This is a genomic window from Mesorhizobium sp. M0500 (assembly GCF_040321165.1).
GTDB lineage: Bacteria > Pseudomonadota > Alphaproteobacteria > Rhizobiales > Rhizobiaceae > Mesorhizobium.
The window spans coordinates 107,756-126,085 of the sequence record NZ_JAMYRB010000014.1; the positions used below are offsets into that span (position 1 = coordinate 107,756).

At 63.3% G+C, this 18,330-nt stretch carries 16 protein-coding genes and 1 tRNA gene; 7 read left to right on the forward strand and 10 right to left on the reverse strand.

Annotated features, from left to right (window positions below):
- From NKI70_RS22865 to chvE, 5 genes are all read right to left on the reverse strand, one after another.
- The gene (locus NKI70_RS22865) at window positions 1–453 is read right to left on the reverse strand and encodes a hypothetical protein (RefSeq protein ID WP_352698135.1); all 453 of its coding nucleotides are present in this window, start codon (window positions 451–453) and stop codon (window positions 1–3) included.
- Between the two features lie 27 nt (window positions 454–480).
- Window positions 481–1,473, reverse strand: coding sequence for an AraD1 family protein (gene araD1 / locus NKI70_RS22870; RefSeq protein WP_292659523.1), 993 nt, complete (start codon window positions 1,471–1,473; stop codon window positions 481–483).
- A gap of 191 nt (window positions 1,474–1,664) precedes the next feature.
- On the reverse strand, window positions 1,665–2,957 hold the full coding sequence (gene mmsB, locus NKI70_RS22875; RefSeq protein ID WP_352576990.1) for a multiple monosaccharide ABC transporter permease: 1,293 nt from the start codon (window positions 2,955–2,957) through the stop codon (window positions 1,665–1,667).
- Window positions 2,954–4,486, reverse strand: a complete 1,533-nt coding sequence (gene mmsA, locus NKI70_RS22880) for a multiple monosaccharide ABC transporter ATP-binding protein (protein WP_023677359.1) — start codon at window positions 4,484–4,486, stop codon at window positions 2,954–2,956. Before mmsA ends, mmsB begins: the two co-directional genes overlap by 4 nt.
- Before the next feature lie 99 nt (window positions 4,487–4,585).
- The gene (gene chvE, locus NKI70_RS22885; protein ID WP_023677360.1) at window positions 4,586–5,650 is read right to left on the reverse strand and encodes a multiple monosaccharide ABC transporter substrate-binding protein; all 1,065 of its coding nucleotides are present in this window, start codon (window positions 5,648–5,650) and stop codon (window positions 4,586–4,588) included.
- A gap of 316 nt (window positions 5,651–5,966) precedes the next feature.
- Between chvE and NKI70_RS22890 the strand changes: the two genes are divergently transcribed.
- Window positions 5,967–6,956 (forward strand): LysR family transcriptional regulator, encoded by a 990-nt coding sequence (locus tag NKI70_RS22890; protein WP_352448650.1) that lies wholly within the window; start codon window positions 5,967–5,969, stop codon window positions 6,954–6,956.
- Between the two features lie 312 nt (window positions 6,957–7,268).
- On the opposite strand, the gene NKI70_RS22895 is transcribed toward NKI70_RS22890, so the two are convergent.
- Window positions 7,269–7,342: transfer RNA gene (locus NKI70_RS22895), tRNA-Gly, on the reverse strand.
- Window positions 7,343–7,472: 130 nt separating this feature from the next.
- Between NKI70_RS22895 and NKI70_RS22900 the strand changes: the two genes are divergently transcribed.
- The gene (locus NKI70_RS22900; protein WP_023677362.1) at window positions 7,473–7,736 is read left to right on the forward strand and encodes a DUF6460 domain-containing protein; all 264 of its coding nucleotides are present in this window, start codon (window positions 7,473–7,475) and stop codon (window positions 7,734–7,736) included.
- A gap of 4 nt (window positions 7,737–7,740) precedes the next feature.
- On the opposite strand, the gene NKI70_RS22905 is transcribed toward NKI70_RS22900, so the two are convergent.
- Window positions 7,741–8,643, reverse strand: coding sequence for a histone deacetylase family protein (locus NKI70_RS22905; RefSeq protein WP_352698132.1), 903 nt, complete (start codon window positions 8,641–8,643; stop codon window positions 7,741–7,743).
- Window positions 8,644–8,693: 50 nt separating this feature from the next.
- On the opposite strand from NKI70_RS22905, the gene NKI70_RS22910 reads away from it, so the two are divergent.
- Window positions 8,694–10,118 carry an MATE family efflux transporter gene (locus tag NKI70_RS22910; RefSeq protein ID WP_352698256.1) on the forward strand — a complete coding sequence of 475 codons (1,425 nt, stop codon included), beginning with the start codon at window positions 8,694–8,696 and terminating at the stop codon, window positions 10,116–10,118.
- A 3-nt stretch (window positions 10,119–10,121) separates the two neighbouring features.
- Here the strand turns inward: NKI70_RS22910 and NKI70_RS22915 are convergent, their stop codons facing one another.
- Together NKI70_RS22915 and NKI70_RS22920 are read right to left on the reverse strand one after the other, a co-directional pair.
- On the reverse strand, window positions 10,122–11,198 hold the full coding sequence (locus tag NKI70_RS22915) for a quinone-dependent dihydroorotate dehydrogenase (RefSeq protein ID WP_352698130.1): 1,077 nt from the start codon (window positions 11,196–11,198) through the stop codon (window positions 10,122–10,124).
- Entirely contained in the window at window positions 11,195–11,545 is a 351-nt protein-coding gene (locus NKI70_RS22920) for a DUF952 domain-containing protein (protein WP_352698129.1), read from the reverse strand. Before NKI70_RS22920 ends, NKI70_RS22915 begins: the two co-directional genes overlap by 4 nt.
- A 126-nt stretch (window positions 11,546–11,671) precedes the next feature.
- Between NKI70_RS22920 and NKI70_RS22925 the strand changes: the two genes are divergently transcribed.
- Window positions 11,672–12,103 carry a hypothetical protein gene (locus NKI70_RS22925; RefSeq protein ID WP_023677367.1) on the forward strand — a complete coding sequence of 144 codons (432 nt, stop codon included), beginning with the start codon at window positions 11,672–11,674 and terminating at the stop codon, window positions 12,101–12,103.
- A gap of 118 nt (window positions 12,104–12,221) precedes the next feature.
- Window positions 12,222–12,884, forward strand: coding sequence for a response regulator transcription factor (locus NKI70_RS22930; protein ID WP_031211969.1), 663 nt, complete (start codon window positions 12,222–12,224; stop codon window positions 12,882–12,884).
- Window positions 12,885–12,887: 3 nt separating this feature from the next.
- On the opposite strand, the gene NKI70_RS22935 is transcribed toward NKI70_RS22930, so the two are convergent.
- Window positions 12,888–16,376, reverse strand: a complete 3,489-nt coding sequence (locus NKI70_RS22935) for a PAS domain-containing hybrid sensor histidine kinase/response regulator (RefSeq protein ID WP_352698127.1) — start codon at window positions 16,374–16,376, stop codon at window positions 12,888–12,890.
- A 234-nt stretch (window positions 16,377–16,610) separates the two neighbouring features.
- Between NKI70_RS22935 and mscL the strand changes: the two genes are divergently transcribed.
- Entirely contained in the window at window positions 16,611–17,033 is a 423-nt protein-coding gene (mscL, locus tag NKI70_RS22940) for a large conductance mechanosensitive channel protein MscL (protein ID WP_352635705.1), read from the forward strand.
- A 111-nt stretch (window positions 17,034–17,144) separates the two neighbouring features.
- Complete coding sequence (locus tag NKI70_RS22945) at window positions 17,145–18,311, forward strand: pyridoxal phosphate-dependent aminotransferase (protein WP_352724917.1); 1,167 nt, start codon at window positions 17,145–17,147, stop codon at window positions 18,309–18,311.
- Window positions 18,312–18,330: the final 19 nt, after the last annotated feature.

Consider the following 18,330-nt stretch of genomic DNA (forward strand, 5'->3'; position numbering starts at 1 on the left):
TCAGCCGCGAAACAGATATTCTTTCGCGGCGCCAAGGCAGCCATGAAACTGACCGACAAAGAGCAGTTCTCGCACTGCCAATCGCTTCTTCCCCCAAAATCCTCTGGTTTGCTTCTCGTCGTCAAGTGAGGCGCTTGAGGTGGACTGCAAGGGGAACAACTGCTTGTCGATACATCCCAGCACATGGGCTCTGGCGGAGTCGACACCGCAGGCTCTGCCATTGTCGTTCAGTCTGTCAGCGCGGAGTGCGGACGTCATGCGATCCGCGTTGCGCATCAGAAAGCTCACTTGCGATTTCGAATAGCCGGTGGCCAGAAGCCGGTTAGTCATCGACATCCGGGCCTCGCGATAGGATTTTGCGCTGCATTGTCCGGCGCTGTAAGCCGCTGGGGAGAAATAGGCGAGGAACAGGACTAAACTTACGAACACGGTGCCAATCCGCAGGCCGTTCATTTCTCGCCCCTGAATTATGTCACCAGTTTACAACGCCTTCACCGCCACCTTCACCGGCTGCTCGATTTCAAGCGGGTTGCGCAGAGGCAGGCCGAAATCCTGCGCCTCGATTTCGAATACGTCGCCGGCCTCGGTCCTGATGCCGTCGGCGAAGGACAGCGTCGCCGTGCCGAACATGTGCACATGCACGTCGCCCGGCTGGCGGAAGGCCGAGTATTTGAAGTGGTGATGCTCGAGATTGCCAATGGTGTGCGACATGTTCGCCTCGCCCGACAGGAACGGCTTTTCCCAAAGCAGCTTGCCGTCGCGCAGGATGCGTGAAGCGCCGCGGATGTCGGACGGCAGGTCGCCGATCAGGATCTCCGGCCCGAACGAGGCGTTGCGCAGCTTGGAATGGGCGAGGAAGAGGTAGTTCACACGCTCGGTGACGTGGTCGGAAAACTCGTTCGACAGGGTGAAGCCGACACGGAACGGGGCGCCGTCGTCACCGATCACATAGATGCCGGCAATTTCCGGCTCCTCGCCGGCATCCTGAGCGAAGGCGGGCGACATAAGCGCCGCCCCGGGCGCTACTGCCATGGTGCCGTTGCCCTTGTAGAACCATTCCGGCTGCACGCCGGTCTGGCCTTTCGCCGGCTTGCCGCCCTCAAGCCCCATGCGGAACATCTTCATGGAATCGGTCAGCTGTTCCTCGCCGTCCGTGCTGAGCTTCTTGTGCATGGAATCGCGGGTCGCGGCGGAGCCGAGATGCGTCAGCCCGGTGCCGGTGAGATGGAGATGCGCCGGATCGGGATGGTTGATCGGCGACAGCAGCCGGCCCTTCTTGTAGGCTGCGTCGAGATCGACGGTTTCGCCGAAGCCCTTGCGCTCGATCAGGGCGACAAGCCCGCTGCCGGTACGCGCGGCTTCCATCGCCAGCGAATAGACGCTGCGGGCGCCGTTGATGACGCGGGTCTTGCCGCCGTTGCGGGCAACGACGCGGATCGTCTCGGCGTCGTCGAGGATTTGTGAGATCAGCATGGTAACCCTCTCTGAATTGTGGGCTGGCCTGCCCTTTCTCGGCAAACCCTGCCCCGCGCGGCCCGGACCCTGTCCGCGCCTCGGTTGAAATTCTTCGTCCGGATTGCGCTCGCGGATCAGGTCCCTCGGGGGGACTTCTTTGCGCCGCCCGGCAGCGCCGCGATGTGACCCGTATGCCTCCTGGTTGCCTCTCAAGCCTTGTTCTTATTGTAGACGTCGAAGACGACGGCGCCGAGCAGCACCAGGCCTTTGACCACCTGCTGCCAATCGACATTGACGCCCATGATCGACATGCCGTTGTTCATGACGCCCATGATGAAGCCGCCGACCACCGCGCCGATCACCTGGCCGACGCCGCCCATCGCCGAAGCGCCACCGATGAACACCGCGGCGATGACGTCGAGCTCGCTGCCGAGGCCGGCCGCCGGCACAGCCTGCCCCAGGCGCGCTGCGATAATCAGGCCGCCGAGTGCCGACAGCACGCCCATATTGACGAACACCATCAACGTCAGCCGTTCGGTCTTGATGCCCGATAGCTGGGCTGCCTTGGCATTGCCGCCCATCGCATAGATGCGACGGCCGATCGTCATGCGTTTGGTAACGAAGACGAACAACGCGATCAGCACGCCCATCACCATGAGAACGATGGGGAGGCCCCTATAGGTGGCGAATTGGTAGACGAGAAACAGCGCCAGCGCGCTGATCACCAGGGTCTTGACGACGAACAGCGAGAAGGGCTCGGCTTCGTAGCCATGCTTTTCGCGGGTGCGCCGTGCCCTGAGCCCGAAATAGGCATAGGCGAGCACGGCGACGAGGCCGATCACGATCGTCGTCAGGTGCAGCGTCAGGCCGCTGCCGACAATGGTTTTGCCGGCGGCGTTCACGGTTGGCGGTATCAGCGTCAATGGGCCGATCAGGTCCGGAATGAAGCCGGAACTGAGCGCCTTGAAGCCGACGGGAAGCGGCCCTACGGAAGACCCGCCACCCAGCAGCGCCTGGCAGATGCCGCGGAAGATCAGCATGCCCGCCAGCGTGACGATAAAGCTCGGTATTCGGTGATAGGCAATCCAGTAGCCTTGTGCCGCGCCGATCGCACCACCGACGATCAGGCAGATGATCGACACCACCAGCGGATTGCTCAATGGGCCAAGCGGCCAGATGACCATCATCATCGCCGCCAGTGCGCCGATGAAGCCGGCGACGGAGCCGACGCTGAGATCGATGTGACCCGAAACGATCACCAGAAGCATGCCCAGCGCCATCACGATGATGAAGCTGTTCTGCTGCACGAGATTGCTGAGGTTCACCGGCTTGAACAGCGTTCCGGACGTGGTGAACTGGAAGAACACCATGATTGCGATCAACGCCAGCACCAACCCGTATTCGCGCAGGTTGGTGACCAGCGCCGAGACGGCAATGCGAGGTCCCTGTTGTAGATCCTGGGCAACGCCGGTCTGCGGCCCGGGAGCGCTTTCGGTGCTCATGATGCTTTTCCTTCTCCGCGGACGATGGCGCGCATTATCTTTTCCTGGCTGGCGTCGCTTGCCGCCATTTCGCCGACGATGCGTCCTTCGTTCATGACGTAGATGCGGTCGGTGATGCCGAGCAGTTCGGGCATTTCCGACGAGATGACGATGATTGCCTTACCCTCGGAGGCGAGACGCGCGATGATCGTATAGATTTCATACTTGGCGCCGACGTCGATACCGCGTGTCGGCTCGTCGAGGATCAGCACTTCCGGATTGGCGAACAGCCATTTCGACAGCACCACCTTCTGCTGATTGCCGCCAGAAAGGTTGCCGGTCATCTGGTAGACGCTCGAGGCGCGGATATTGGTCCTGCCGCGATAATCGTTGGCGACCGAAAGCTCGCGCAAATCGTCGATCACGCCGTGGCGCGACACGCCGGGCAGGTTGGCCAGCGTGATGTTGTGCTTGATGTGGTCGATCAAGTTGAGACCGTAGGTCTTGCGGTCCTCGGTAACGTAGGCGATGCCGTGTTCCACCGCCTTGCTCACCGAAGAGACGTCGATCGGCTTGCCGTTGAGGAACACCTCGCCGGTGATGCGACGGCCATAGGAGCGGCCGAACAGGCTCATGGCAAACTCGGTCCGGCCGGCGCCCATGAGCCCGGCAATGCCGACCACTTCGCCCTTGCGGGCGTTGAGGTTGATACCCTTGATGACCTGCCGCTCGGCATGGATGGGGTGGTAGACCGACCAGTTTTTCACTTCGAGAACGGTCTCGCCGATCTTCGGCTCGCGCGGCGGATAGCGGTCGTCGAGCGAACGGCCGACCATCGAGGTAATGATGCGGTCCTCCGAGATGTCCTTCTTGGCCAGCGTCTCGATGGTCCGCCCGTCACGGATGATGGTGACCTTGTCGGCGACCCGGTTCACCTCGTTGAGCTTGTGCGAGATCAGGATCGAAGTGATGCCTTGCCGCTTGAATTCGAGCAGCAGATCGAGCAGCGCCTGGCTGTCCTTTTCGGACAGGCTCGCGGTCGGCTCGTCGAGAATGAGCAACTTCACTTCCTTGCTGAGCGCCTTGGCGATCTCGACCAGCTGCTGCTTGCCGACGCCGATATTGGTGATCAGCGTGTTGGGGTCTTCCTTGAGGCCGACCTTCTTGAGCAGGGCGCTGGTGCGCGCCTCATTGGCATTCCAGTCGATGACGCCGTATCTGGCGTGCTCGTTGCCGAGAAAGATGTTTTCGGCGATCGACAGCATCGGCACCAGCGCAAGCTCCTGGTGGATGATGACGATGCCCTTGCGCTCGCTGTCATGGATGCCTTTGAAATGGCACTCATCGCCGCGATAGATGATCTGGCCGTCATAGGTGCCGGACGGATACACACCCGACAGCACCTTCATCAGCGTCGACTTGCCGGCGCCGTTCTCGCCGACCACGGCATGGATCTCGCCTTCCTCGACCATGAGCTTGACGTTCGACAGCGCCTTGACGCCGGGAAACGTCTTGGTGATGTCGCGCATCTCCAAAATCGTCGATGCCATTGAGAATACCACTCCTGCGAGGTCCGCAAACAATACCGGGCTGGCTCGCCAACGAAAAGGGGCCCTGCCTGCGCAGGACCCCAGGCTTTGTAACCGCGATTACTTCAGCTCTTCGGCCTTGATGTAGCCGGAGTCGACCACCAGGGCCTGATAGTTCGACTTGTCGACGTCGTGCGGTGTCAACAGGATCGAGGGAACGACCTTGACGTCGTTGTTGTAGGTCGTGGTGTCGAGGCCTTCCGGCTTGCCGCCCGAGAGCACCTTGTCGACGAGTTCGACCGTCGCCTTGGCGAGTTCGCGGGTGTCCTTGAACACGGTCGAATACTGTTCGCCGGCGATGATCGCCTTGACCGAAGCGGTCTCGGCGTCCTGTCCGGTGACGATCGGCCATGGCTGATCGGCGGTGCCGTAGCCTACGGCGCGCAGCGAAGCGATGATGCCGCGCGACAGGCCGTCATAGGGCGAGAGCACGCCATCGACGCGGCTGCCGTCCGAGTAGTTGGCGGAGAGCAGATTGTCCATGCGGGCCTGGGCGGTTGCCGCCAACCAGCGCAGCGTGCCGACCTTGTCCATGCCCATCTGGCCGGACTTCACGACGAGGGTCTTGTCGTCGATCAGCGGCTGAAGAACCGACATGGCGCCGTTATAGAAGAAGAACGCATTGTTGTCGTCCGGCGAACCGCCGAACAGCTCGATGTTGAACGGGCCCTTCTTCTCGGGATAACCGAGACCCTTGAGCAGCGATTTGGCCTGGATGACGCCGACGCCGAAATTGTCGAAGGTGGTGTAGTAGTCGACATTTGGCGTCTTCTTGATCAGGCGGTCGTAAGCGACGACGACAACGCCGGCGTCATTCGCCTTCTGCAGCGCATCGCCCATCGTGGTGCCGTCGATCGAAGCGATGATCAGCGCCTTCGGGCCCTTGGTGATCTCGTTTTCCAGCTGGCTGAGCTGGTTCGGAATGTCGTCCTGCGCGTACTGCAGGTCGACAGTGTAGCCCAGAGCCTCGAGCTGGGACTTGACGGCGTCGCCGTCGTTGATCCAGCGCTGCGAGGTCTTGGTGGGCATCAGCACGCCGATCAGGCCTTCGCCCGCCTGCGCCGGCAGCGTCATGGCCGCGATGCCTAGGGCCGCGACGGCGGCCAGTGTCTTGACAATCTTCACATTAACTCTCCCTGGTTGATGGACGCGTACCCTTGGGTTTCGTGGGCCGCGCAATCGTGCAGGAGCGCCAAACGCGCCGCTGCCGTCAATCGATCTCCGGTATCCTCCCAATCGGCCCCGAGACTCTGGTTTCATCGATACGAGTTTTCCCTCGTCACCGACCGTCAAGCCTCAGGACGCGCGAAGGGTGTGTCGCTTTGCCATAACTGTCAAATGCGATCTTTGATGGTTGCTATATCGAGACTGATATGGCTTAGGCTAGTGACGACGCTGCCGGATTTTGCCGGGGCGCCGGGCGTAAGAGTAGGGAAGAATCATGGCGGCGCTGCGAAATCCTGACGGAATATCAGCCAGTTACGATGAAATTCCGGGTGATGGCGGAACCTTGCTGCGCAGCGGCTTGAGCCTGCGTCACATGCGCATGATCGCAGCCCTCGACGAGCACGGCCGGGTGAGCGCCGCGGCCCAGGTCATGAACATCTCGCAGCCGGCGGCCTCGCGCATGATCGCCGAGATGGAGGCCGTGCTCGACGTCAAGCTCTGCGAAAGGCTGCCGCGCGGCATCACGCTGACACCCTATGGCAAGGCGTTGGCACGGCGCGCGCGATCGATCCTGCTCGAGATGCGCGAGGTCGACCGCGAGATTTTCGAGCTCAAGGCGGGCAAAGGCGGCTCGGTGTTCCTGGGCGCGGTGACAGCACCGGCGATCGAGCTGGCGGTGCCGGCGATCCGCGAAATCCGGCGCCTTTATCCGCGCATCGAAATCACCATGCAGGTCGAGACCTCGAACGTCCTGGCGCGCGAGCTGATCGCCTCGCGCCACGATTTCATCATCGCCCGCATCCCCGACGACCTCAATCCGCGGCTGTTCGAAGCGCGCGTCATCGGCGTCGAGAAAGCCTGCCTGATCGTGCGCCGCGGCCACCCGCTGACCAAGGGCAAGGCGGTGCGGCTGGAAGACACCGCCGCCTATGACTGGGTTTTCCAGTCGGGCGGCTCGCCGCTGCGCCAGGCGATGGAGAGTAATTTCCTGAACCGAAACATCGCGCTGCCGGACCGCATCCTCAACACCAGCTCGCTGCTATTGACTCTGGTCATGGTCGCGCAATCCGACGCCATCGCGCCGGTGTCGATCCAGGTCGCGAAGTTCATCCAGAACCCCGAAGGCCTGGCCGGCGCTATCGATGTCGTCCAGACTGAATTCGACATCGAGGTCAGGCCCTACAGCCTGATCACGGTGAAGAACCGCGCGCTGTCACCGGCAGCCAAGATGCTGCACGATTTTATTTTGCGAGAGGTGGGCTGAGGGTTGGAGCGGGTAGCGGGCGCATCCCGTGGCCGGCCAGACGACCGGACAGGCCCGCCAGCAGCGGCGCCGATGCACGTCGGCCACTACTGCCTGATGCTCAAAAAAGCCCGCCAGCAGAAGCCAGCGGGCAAAGGGTAGACTTTCCGGTTGGGGTCATTCGAGGCCCCGCCGACCCTCAATGTGAGATATTCCACGAACTGGCACATCGGCCAAACAAATGAAAGACGGCCAGCCGGGCTGTAAAACTGCCTATAAATCCGCTGGTTTTCAGCTTGGCCAGAACAAGTGCAATGCACCGGGGCCAAAAGCTGGAGCGGGTAGCGGGAATCGAACCCGCGCGTTCAGCTTGGGAAGCTGACAAGCTACCATTACATCATACCCGCGCTGGTTCCTCCGATATCATGGCCCGGCGCCGATGCGCAATCCGATTTGAGGGCGCGGCTTGATGCAGCGCGACCAACTGCGTATTTCTGGGCATGTGCCGAATCGTGGCACCCGACCGTGGAGACAGGCTTGTCCGCACTGAACCGCTTTCTCGGCGATACGCCGCTCCGGGTGATCCTGAAGCTGCTTGTGGTGTCGTTCCTCGTCGGGCTGGTCATGAATGCCTTCGGCTGGTCGCCGATGGATGTGCTTTATGGCATTCGCAAATTCTTCATCGACCTGTGGAATTTGGGCTTCCACGCCATCGACCGCTTTCTCGGCTACATCCTGCTCGGTGCCGCGATCGTCGTGCCGGCCTTCATCCTGCTCAGGATCGCTAACTACCGGAAGTGAATTTTCAGGCGTAGCCCGCCGCCACCTCGAACAGGATGGCGTGCCGTGCAGCAAGTGCTGCGACATCCGTCGAATAGCCTCCGCCGATAACGCCGCATACCGGTATGCCAAGCGTGCGGAAATGGCGGATCACCATATCGTCGCGGGCGCGCAGCCCGTCATCCGTGAGCGACAACCTGCCGAGCCGGTCCTCGACATGGACATCGACGCCGGCATTGTAGAAGACGAGGTCCCAGCGCCTTCGCGCCGACAGCTCCGGCAGGATGGCGTCCAGCCGCTCCAGATAGGCTGCATCGCCGGCGCCGTCGGGCAGGGCGACATCGAAATCGGAGGCGATCTTGCGCGCGGGGTAGTTGCGGTCGCCATGCATGGAGAAGGTAAACACGCGCGGCTCGTCGTTCAGGATATCCGCCGTGCCGTCGCCCTGATGCACGTCGAGGTCGACGACCAGGATGTTTTGGACAGCAGCTTCGGCGAGCAGCACCAGCGCGGCAACGGCTACGTCGTTGAAGGTGCAGAAGCCGGCGCCTTGCGCGCGCCGTGCATGATGGCTGCCGCCGGCGGTGTTGCAGGCGATGCCGCTCAGCAACGCCAGCCGCGCTGCCAGCACCGTGCCGGCCGTTGCGAGCTGCGCCCTCAGCGAAACCCGCGGCCCCACGGGAAAGCCGATCTCGCGCTCGATCGCCACCGGCACTTCGCAGGCAAGCACCTGGTCGACATAGTCGACCGCGTGGGCAAGCTTCAGCCATGATGGCCGCGCCGCCTCCGGCATGTTGAGCGCTTCGGGCTGCGCCAGGCCGCGTGCCCGCAAGGCGTCCATCAGCAGCGGATATTTGCTCATCGGGAAGCGGTGGTTGACGGCGAAGCCGGCGTCGTAGTCGGGATGATGAACGATCTGCAAGGGCATGGGGCGGCCGGTGCGCCAGAGGCGGGTTTCGGTTGACCATAACGGGGTGGATGGTTGCGCGAGGTCCGCAAACTGGGGCACATCGGCTGGCCGATCAAGCCGCAACGGAAAGCAACACGCGTTTGGAGCAGGCTTTACCCACGGAAGCCCACGCCACCGAAGCCAGGGCCTTTGTCGTCACCAACCGCTCGGTGCTCGCCATCGCCGTGCCGATGACGCTTGCCTATCTGACGACACCGTTGCTCGGAATTGTCGACACGGCGGTGGTTGGGCAGTTCGGCGACGCCGCCCTTCTCGGCGGCCTGGCGGCCGGCGCCCTGATCTTCGACGTCGTTTTCACCACCTTCAATTTCCTGCGCTCCGGCACCACCGGCCTCGTCGCCCAGGCCTTCGGGCGCGGCGATGCGCTGGAGGAGCAGGCGGTGTTCTGGCGCGCCGTGCTGATCGCGGTCGTCGCCGGCGTCGTGCTTGCCGCGCTTGCGCCGCTGGTCTCCACCGCCGGGCAACGGTTCATAGGCGCCGAGCCGCGCGTCAGCGCGGCGATGGACGTCTATATCCGCATCAGGATGCTCGCAGCACCGTTCTCGCTGATCAATTACGCCATCCTTGGTTACGTGCTTGGGCGCGGCGAGGGCGGGCTCGGGCTGATGCTGCAGTTGATACTGAACGGCATCAACATCGCCCTCTGCTTCCTGCTTGGCCTGGAGCTCGGCTGGGGCGTCGCCGGCGTCGCCTGGGCGACGCTCACCGGCGAATTCGTCGCCATGCTGCTGGGTCTCGCCATCGTCGGCCGGCGCTTCTGGGCGGCGCCCAGGCTGCCGCGCCACCGCGTCCTCGATTTGCCGGCATTCCTGCGCATGATGTCGCTCAATCGCGATATCATGATCCGCTCCTTTTCGCTGCTCGCCGCCTTTGCGCTGTTCACGCGCCAAGGCGCGCAGTTCGGCACGCTGACGCTGGCCGCCAACGCCGTGCTGATGAACCTCTTCCTGGTTGCCGGCTATTTCCTCGATGGTTTCGCCACAGCCGCCGAGCAGCTCGCCGGCCGCGCCATCGGAGCGCGCGCCGCCACCGCCTTTAACCAGGCGGTGCGGCTAACGCTGCTTTGGGGGCTCGGGCTGGCGGGCGCGGCGACGCTCTTCTTCCTGCTGGAGGGCACCGATCTCGTCGCCCTGATCACAACCTCGACGGACGTCCGCGCCATTGCCAACATCTACCTGCCCTGGGCGGCGTTCACCGCGCTCAGCGGCGTGCTGGCTTTCCAGATGGACGGTGTCTTCATCGGCGCAACATGGTCGCGCGACATGCGCAACATGATGCTGTTGTCATTCCTGGCGTTCAGCGCCGCGCTGGTGATCCTGGCGCCGGCCTTCGGCAATCACGGCCTGTGGGCGGCGTTGCATGTCTTCCTGCTGGTACGCGGCTTCAGCCTGCTCGCCATATTGCGGCTGCGGGTGCGCACAGCCTTTAACTGAACGCTAAAGCGGTTTCGCCGCCCATTGATCGAGGCGGCTGTCGCGAAGCTCGCGCAGCGACTTCAGCCGTTGACTGTCCATGAAACGGACCATGCCGGAAAGAATACGCCCCGGCAGCGCAGGCCCGGCATAGATCATGCCGGTGTAGAGCTGCACGAGGTCGGCGCCGGCACGGATCTTTTCCAGCGCCGTCTCGGCGGAATCGACGCCGCCGACGCCGATGATGGTGGGATCCGGGCCAAGCAGTTTTCGCATCTTAGCCAGCATGATCGTCGAGCGTTCGAACAAGGGTTTCCCCGAAAGCCCGCCGGTCTCGCCGGCAAAGCCGGCGCTGCTCAGGCCGGCTCGCGCGATCGTGGTGTTGGAGACGATGACGCCGTCCATTTGCTTGTCGGTGATCTCGGCGGCGATGTCCTCAAGCTCGGGCTCGACCAGGTCCGGAGCGATCTTGAGGAAGACGGGCGGTTTTGCCGGTGTCGCCGCACGCGCAGCCATGACCCGCGACAGGAGCTCTCCAAGCTGGTCGCGCGCCTGCATGTTGCGCAGGCCCGGCGTGTTCGGCGAGGAGATATTGATCGTCAGATAGCCGGCATATCGCGCGAACCGGATCACGCCGCGCTCATAATCACTGACGCGGTCGGCGCTGTCCTTGTTGGCGCCGATGTTGATCCCGACGATGCCGGGGCGGCCCTTGCGGGCGGCAAGGCGCTTCTCCGCGGCGGCGTGGCCCTCATTGTTGAAGCCCAGCCGATTGATCACCGCCCCCTCCGAAGGCAGCCGGAAGATGCGTGGCTTTGGATTGCCCGTCTGCGGCAGCGGCGTGATCGTGCCGACCTCGGCGAAGCCGAAGCCGAGGCCGAGCAGCGCGTCCGGCACTTCGGCATTCTTGTCGTAACCCGCGGCCATGCCGAGCGGGTTCGGGAAATCGAGCCCGCAACGGCTGATCTTTAACCTGTTGTCCTGCGGCGGACGACCGGCGACCGGCAGCCCGCATCTCAGCGCGGCGATCGACAGTCCATGCGCGGTTTCCGGATCGAGCGTGAACAGCAGTTTCTGGCCGATCCGGTCGAACGCGCTCATTCGGCCTCCAGCGCCGGGAATTCATGCCGGCCGTCAACGCCGAGCGGCAATGCCTGCACCGAAACGACCGCATCGAGGCCGAGCCCGCCATAGAGATGCGGGAACAGGGCGCCGCCGCGCGAGACCTCATATTTCAGCGCATCGCCGAGGCGCCCGCTATCGACGGCGACCAGCAGCAACCGGCTTTGGCCGGCGAAATGTTTGACCGCCGTTTCCCGAACCTGCCCGGCGGTAGACAAATGGATGAAGCCGTCGGCGACGTCGATCGGCGCGCCGGTGAAGCCGCCTTCTCTTTCAGCCTCGCGCCACAGCGCCTCGGGAACTATCTTGTAGATGATCTCGGACATCGTTGCGCTATAGTCCGAACCGACCACGCGGGGAAGGGCAGGCCCGTGTTCTTCCCCATTTCAGGTTCATCCCCATTTCAGGCGCAAACTGTGATAGATTGCGCTGACTGGCTCATGGAGGAAAACATGCGTCTGAAACACGTCTTGATCCCCGCAGCACTGGTGTCGCTTGTCGCGGCGTCGGCCTTTTCCGAGGAAGCCGATCGCTACCGGTTGGAGAAATCGGCCAATGGCTATGTCCGCATGGATACGCAAACCGGCGCCATGTCGCTCTGCGAGGAACGCTCCGGCCAGCTCGTCTGCAAGACGGCGGCCGACGAACGTGCCGCCCTACAAGATGAGGTCGACCGGCTGCAAAGTTCGGTGAAGGCGCTCGACGAACGCGTCGCCAAGCTCGAAAATTCGCTTGCCGCCCGTTTCGAATCGACTTTGCCCAGCGAGGAGGATTTCAACAAGACGATGGGCTACATGGAGCGCTTCCTGCGCAGCTTCATGGATATCGTCAAGGACATGGACAAGGACGACGACGGCGCCAAGCTCAATTCGCAAAAGACCTAGGCAATTCGCAAAAGACCTGGGGCGGGAATAGCAAGCCGCCCACGCCGGACGGCAGGCGTAGCGTTACAATCGTTCAGATCCTGCAAGGCGGAACATCGCCAACGGGATTCGGGGAGGGATATCACCGTTGGGCTACACATTCGTCATTGCCGATGATCACCCGCTTTTTCGCGGTGCATTGAGGGAGGCACTCGCGGGTATCGGAGATGTTGCCGCCATTCACGAGGCTGGCGATTTCGAAAGCGCCAAGGCGCTTGTCCTGGCCAATGAGGATGTCGATCTGGTGCTGCTCGATCTCTCGATGCCGGGGGCAAGCGGTCTTTCCGGCCTGATTTCGCTGCGCGGCATCCATCCGGCGGTGCCGATGATGGTGGTCTCGGCGCATGACGATCCGGTGACGATCCGGCGCGCGCTCGATCTCGGCGCCTCCGGCTTCATCTCCAAATCGGCCAGCATGGAGGAGATCCGCAATGCGGTGCAGTCGGTGCTCGCAGGCGATATCGCGGCTCCCGTCGGCATCGATCTCGGCGTCGAGCGCGATCCCGAGATTTCCGACCTGATCAAGCGGCTGCAGGCGCTGACCCCGCAGCAGACGCGCGTGCTCGGCATGCTGGCTGAGGGACTGCTCAACAAGCAGATCGCCTATGAGCTCGGGGTCTCCGAAGCGACGATCAAAGCGCATGTCTCGGCCATCCTGCAGAAGCTCGGCGTCGACAGCCGCACGCAGGCGGTCATCCTTTTGTCCAAAATCGGCAGCGACCCGCTGCAGACGGCCGGCTGATTCCTATTCGGCCGCCGGCGCCAGCGGCCTGACCCTGGCCATCATCGAGCGCAGCATCGCCGGTTTCAGTGGTTTGCTGATCACCGGCACGTCGAGCCTGCCGGCGGCGGCGCGAACCTCGCTGGAGCGGTCGGCGGTGACCAGCACGGCCGGCAGGTCCTCGCCATGGATCGCACGCAACTGGGCGATCAATTCGAGGCCGGTCCTGTTGTCGAGATGATAGTCGGCAAGCACGATGTCCGGCCGATGCATGCCGGATCTGTCGAGATCCTCCGCGCCGGAAAGCGTGTCGACGCTGCAGCCCCAGCCCTCGAGCAGCAGCCGCATGCCGTCGAGGATGCGGGCGTCGTTGTCGATGCAGAGCACATGGAGCCCGGCAAGCGAGGCCGCGGCACGGGCAGGCGGCTTCGCCTCGGCCTCGCGCCGCGGTGCCTGCACGGCCACCACCGGCAGCAACACGGAAAAGCGTGTGCCCTTGCCTGGGTTGGAGAAGATCCGGATTTCGAGGCGCAGGACGCGGGCGATGCGGTCGACAATGGAGAGCCCAAGGCCGAGGCCTTCCGCCTCGCGTGCGCCCTCGTCGAGCCGGGTGAATTCACGGAACACGGTGTTGAGCTCGTCGCCGGCAATGCCGATGCCGGTGTCGATAACCTGGATCTCGGCCAGTTCGCCGCGCCGCCGCACGCCGACCAGGATGCGGCCACGGCGCGTATACTTGATGGCGTTGGAAACCAGGTTCTGGATCAGCCGGCGCAGCAGATTGCGGTCCGTCATGACGCTGAGCGACGACGGCATGATCGAGAGTTCGAGCTTCTTTTCGGCGGCAAGCGGCCGGAAGTCGTTGCCGATCTGGCGCAGCAGCCCGTCGAGGCCGAAGCTCGTATCGTCCGGCTTCATCGCGCCGGCATCGAGGCGCGAAATGTCGAGCACCGCGCCGAGGATGGTCTCGACCGATTCCAGCGACGATTCGATGTTCATCGCCGCCTTGCCGGCAGGTCCCTTGCCGGTCTTCTCGATCAGCGACGAGCAATAGAGGCGGGCGGCGTTCAGCGGCTGCAGGATGTCGTGGCCGGCGGCAGCGAGGAAGCGGGTCTTGCCGAGATTGGCCTCCTCGGCCAGCATCTGCGCCTGAGCCAGCTCCTCATTGACGCGGGTGAGCTCGGCGGTGCGGCTCTTCACTCGCTGTTCCAGGGATTCGTTGGCGCGCTTCAGCGCCAGATCCTGCTCGACACGTCCGGAAATGTCGGCGTAGGTGGCGACGATGCCGCCGTCCGGCATCGGATTGGAGCGCAATTCCAGGATGCGCCCGCTTGTCTTCAGCTCCATCTGCCATGGACTGACGAAGCTGGTCAGGCGGTTGAGCATGGTGACGCGCTGGTCTGCCGGTATGTCACCGCGCTCGGCAAGGTGGCGCAGGATACGATCGAGTGAGACGCCGACCTGGCCCATCTCGTCGGGCAGGTCGAACAGCGCCCGGTACTGGCGGTTCCAGCAAATCAACCGGAAATCGCGGTCGAAGACAGTGATGCCCTGTTCCATCTGGTCGAGTGCGATCTGCAGCAGATCGCGATTGTGCTGCAGCGCCTCGGTGGCATCGTCGAGCAGGCGGAAGGCGTCCTTGGATTCGCGGTCGTTGCGGCGCAGCAGCAGCGACAGGATCAGCCGCGCCGAGGATGAGCCGACGGCACTGGCCAGAAGCTGCTCGGAGAAGCGGATGACATCCATGCTGGCCTGTTCGTTGCCGAGCAGTGAAGTGCCGCTGCTCTTTTCGAACGACTGAAAGGACCGCTCGGTCCGTTCGACACCGAGATAGCGCGCGATCGTGTCCTTGAGGTCGTTGACGGTAATGGTGGTGCGGAAGCGGCGCAGGCTGGGCAGCGGACCCGCTTCGCGCGGCACGAAGATCGACGCCTGGATGCGTTCCAGCGGCACAGAGGCGCGCGACAGCGAGCCGAACACAAAAAAGAGCGTGTTGATCGATAGGCTCCACAGCACGCCATGGTTCAGCGGCTCGGCGACGGTGCCGAAAAGAGCCTGCGGCCGCAATGCATCGAAGCCGAACAGGCCGTGGACGAGGATGCCGGTATCGGGCGCGACGAGCGAGGGAAGCAGCAGCGTATAGCTCCAGACGACGATGCCGGCGACCATGCCAAGCGCCGCACCCCGGCCGTTGGCGCCGCGCCAGACCAGGCCGCCGATCATTGCCGGCGCGAACTGTGCGATCGCGGCGAACGACATCAGGCCGATCGAGGACAGCCGCGCGCTGTTGGTGCTCTCGCGGTAGTAGAGAAAGGCGATGAACAGCATGATGAAGATCGCCGCCCGCCGTACATTGAGGATGAGCGTCGACCAGTCCTCGTTCTCGGATGTCGTGGTCCGCAGAAGCCGGCGCACGAACAGCGGAATGACCAGGTCGTTGGAGATCATGATCGACAGCGCGACGCTTTCGACGATCACCATTGCGGTCGCCGCCGACAGCCCGCCGATGAAGGCGGCCATGGCCAGCACGTCGTGGCCGCTGAACAGCGGCAGCGACAGCACGTAAAGGTCGCTGCTGGTCCTGGGGCCGACCAGTTCCAGGCCGGCCAATGCGATCGGCAGCACGAACAGGTTGATTGCCACCAGATAGAGCGGAAACACCCATGTCGCGGTGCGCAGCTCGGCCTCGCTGCGGTTTTCGACGATGGTGACGTAGAACTGGCGCGGCAGCATGAGGATGGCAAAGCCGCTCAGGCATGTCAGCACCAGCCAGGTGGCGAGCGAGGTGTTGTAGCCCATCGCCTGGCGCACCTGCGTGTTTTCGGCGAGCTGGTCGAACATATCGCCTGGCCCGCCGAAGATCAGGAACGTGACCATCAGGCCGATCGCCAGGAAGGCGGCGAGCTTGACCACGGTCTCGACCGCCACAGCCAGCACCAGCCCGTCCTGGTGCTCGGTGGCATCGGCATGGCGCGTGCCGAACAGCACCGCAAACAGCGCCAGCAGCATGGCCACGACCAGCGAGATGTCACTGACGAACGGATCGAAGGACGGCGGCGAGCCGGTATAGTGCTCGACCATCAGGCTGACCGAGCCGGAGATCGCCTTCAATTGCAGCGCGATGTAGGGCACGGCGCCGATGGTCGCGATCAGCGTAGCGATCGCCGCAACAGCGAAGCTCTTGCCGTAGCGGGCACCGAGAAAGTCGGCGATCGAGGTGATCTTCTCGGTCTTGGCCAGCCTGACGATGCGCTGCAGCAGCGGAAAGCCGAACACGAACACCAGAACAGGCCCGATATAGATGCCGAGGAACTCCAGGCCGCGCTCGGAGGACAGCCCGACCGAGCCGAAGAAAGTCCAGGAGGTGCAGTAGATGGCGAGGCTGAGCGCATAGATGAAGGGCCGGGCGCGGCCAGGCCCCGATGACGTCGAGCGCCGGTCGCCCAGGCTGGCGATAGCAAACAGCAACGTCACATAGGCGATCGCGATGATGACGATGAACCAGCCCTGCACGCCTCGAACTTCCTCCCTGCGCCGGTTTTTTCATCCAGCCTTCCAGACGCAATCACAGCTTGGCGATCAAGTCCATCGCGGCTTTCGGCGTATTATATCGGCTGCGTCGGGCAATCGTGACCGGCTGAAACCAGCTTTTGATCCTGTTGCAACCGCAGGTTTTTGCTATTCTGCCCGCCGGTCGATGCCGAAGGGTGGACGGCAGCACGGCCGGTCAGGACAAGGAGGCGTCGAATGCTGAAAGAATTTCAGGAATTCATTTCCAGGGGCAATGTGATGGACCTGGCCGTCGCCGTCATCATTGGCGCTGCCTTCGGCAAGATCGTCACCTCGCTGGTCGACGACATCATCATGCCGGTCATCGGGGCGATTTTGGGCGGATTGGACTTCAACAACTACTTTCTGCCCTTGTCCTCGGCCGTTAACGCCACATCGCTGGCTGAGGCAAAGAAACAGGGCGCGGTCTTCGCCTATGGCAGCTTCATCACCGTGGCACTGAATTTTCTCATTCTCGCCTTCATCATCTTCCTGATGGTCAAGGCGGTGAACAATCTGCGCAAACGGCTAGAGCGTGAGAAGCCAGCTGCGCCGGCCGCTCCGCCACCGGCCGACGTCGCCCTCCTCACCGAAATTCGCGATCTCCTCGCCAGGAAATAGTTCGAAGACAGATTCCCTGGACCAAAACCCCGGCCGCAAGCGACCGGGGTTTTCTGTTTTCGTCCGCCCTGAAACACGCTAGCAGTCGAGCAAACGAAAACGGACCCATCCATGACCCTGATCGATACTCTGCGCGCCGAAGCGCGGGCGGCGCCTGAAAGCGGCATTGTCGCCGTCATGAACCGCGGCCGCGGCCGCGACGGCATGATCCCGCTCTGGGCCGGCGAGGGCGACCTGCCGACGCCTGCCTTCATCACCGATGCAGCCGCCAAGGCACTCGCCGGCGGCGAGACCTTCTACACCTGGCAGCGGGGCATTCCCGAACTCAGGCAGGCGCTCGCCCGCTACTACACCAGGCATTTCGGCAAGACTTTCGCCAACGAGGAATTCATCGTCACCGGCTCCGGCATGCACGCCATCCAGATGGCCATCGATGCGGTGGCCGGCAAGGGCGACGAACTCGTCTACCTGTCGCCGGCATGGCCGAACTTCGCCGCCGCCGCCGGCGTCGCGGGCGCTGTTCCAGTCGCGGTCACGCTCGACGAGTCGGGCAATGGCTGGTCTTGCGATGTCGACAAGATCGCAGCGGCGATCACGCCACGGACCAAGGCGCTGTTCGTCAACACGCCGTCCAACCCGACCGGCTGGACCGCCGACAAGGAGACGCTGCAGGCGATCCTCGATCTTGCCCGTGAAAGGGGCCTGTGGATCATCGCCGACGAGATCTACTCGCTGTTTCATTACGGCCATGGCCGCGCGCCGTCCTTCATCGACATCATGGCCGATGAGGACCGCATCCTGTTCGTCAATTCCTTTTCCAAGAACTGGGCGATGACCGGCTGGCGCATCGGCTGGATCAAGATTCATCCCGCCTTGCAGCAGGTGTTTGAGAACCTGGTCCAGTATTCGACTTCCGGCGTTGCGCAGTTCATGCAGCGCGGCGCCGTCGTTGCCCTGGATGAGGGCGACGCCTTCATCGTCGAGCAGGTGGAGCGGGCGAGGGCGGCACGCGACCTGGTCTGCGGCATTCTCGCCGAAACCGGCAGGGCGCGGTTCACCGTGCCGCAGGGCGCATTCTATCTGTTCTTCGCGGTCGATGGCATCTCCGATTCCCGCGCTGCCGCCTTCGACATGGTCGACCGCGCCAATGTCGGCCTGGCTCCCGGCACCGCCTTCGGCCCCGGCGGCGAAGCCTTCCTCAGGCTGTGCTTCCACCGCCGCCTCGACCAGCTCGAGGAAGCGGCAAATAGGCTGGCGAAATGGATGAAGACTGTCTGAGCGACTTCGCTCTGACGAC

Excerpts from the sequence above, each read along its gene's own strand:
- NKI70_RS22915 (WP_352698130.1), bottom strand. The coding sequence starts at position 11,198 with ATGAGCGCGTTCGACCGGATCGGCCAGAAACTGCTGTTCACGCTCGAT.
- mmsB (WP_352576990.1), bottom strand. The coding sequence starts at position 2,957 with ATGAGCACCGAAAGCGCTCCCGGGCCGCAGACCGGCGTTGCCCAGGAT.
- NKI70_RS22865 (WP_352698135.1), bottom strand. The coding sequence starts at position 453 with ATGAACGGCCTGCGGATTGGCACCGTGTTCGTAAGTTTAGTCCTGTTC.
- NKI70_RS22910 (WP_352698256.1), top strand. The coding sequence starts at position 8,694 with ATGGTTGCGCGAGGTCCGCAAACTGGGGCACATCGGCTGGCCGATCAA.
- araD1 (WP_292659523.1), bottom strand. The coding sequence starts at position 1,473 with ATGCTGATCTCACAAATCCTCGACGACGCCGAGACGATCCGCGTCGTT.
- NKI70_RS22905 (WP_352698132.1), bottom strand. The coding sequence starts at position 8,643 with ATGCCCTTGCAGATCGTTCATCATCCCGACTACGACGCCGGCTTCGCC.
- NKI70_RS22890 (WP_352448650.1), top strand. The coding sequence starts at position 5,967 with ATGGCGGCGCTGCGAAATCCTGACGGAATATCAGCCAGTTACGATGAA.
- NKI70_RS22925 (WP_023677367.1), top strand. The coding sequence starts at position 11,672 with ATGCGTCTGAAACACGTCTTGATCCCCGCAGCACTGGTGTCGCTTGTC.
- NKI70_RS22920 (WP_352698129.1), bottom strand. The coding sequence starts at position 11,545 with ATGTCCGAGATCATCTACAAGATAGTTCCCGAGGCGCTGTGGCGCGAG.
- mmsA (WP_023677359.1), bottom strand. The coding sequence starts at position 4,486 with ATGGCATCGACGATTTTGGAGATGCGCGACATCACCAAGACGTTTCCC.
- mscL (WP_352635705.1), top strand. The coding sequence starts at position 16,611 with ATGCTGAAAGAATTTCAGGAATTCATTTCCAGGGGCAATGTGATGGAC.
- NKI70_RS22945 (WP_352724917.1), top strand. The coding sequence starts at position 17,145 with ATGACCCTGATCGATACTCTGCGCGCCGAAGCGCGGGCGGCGCCTGAA.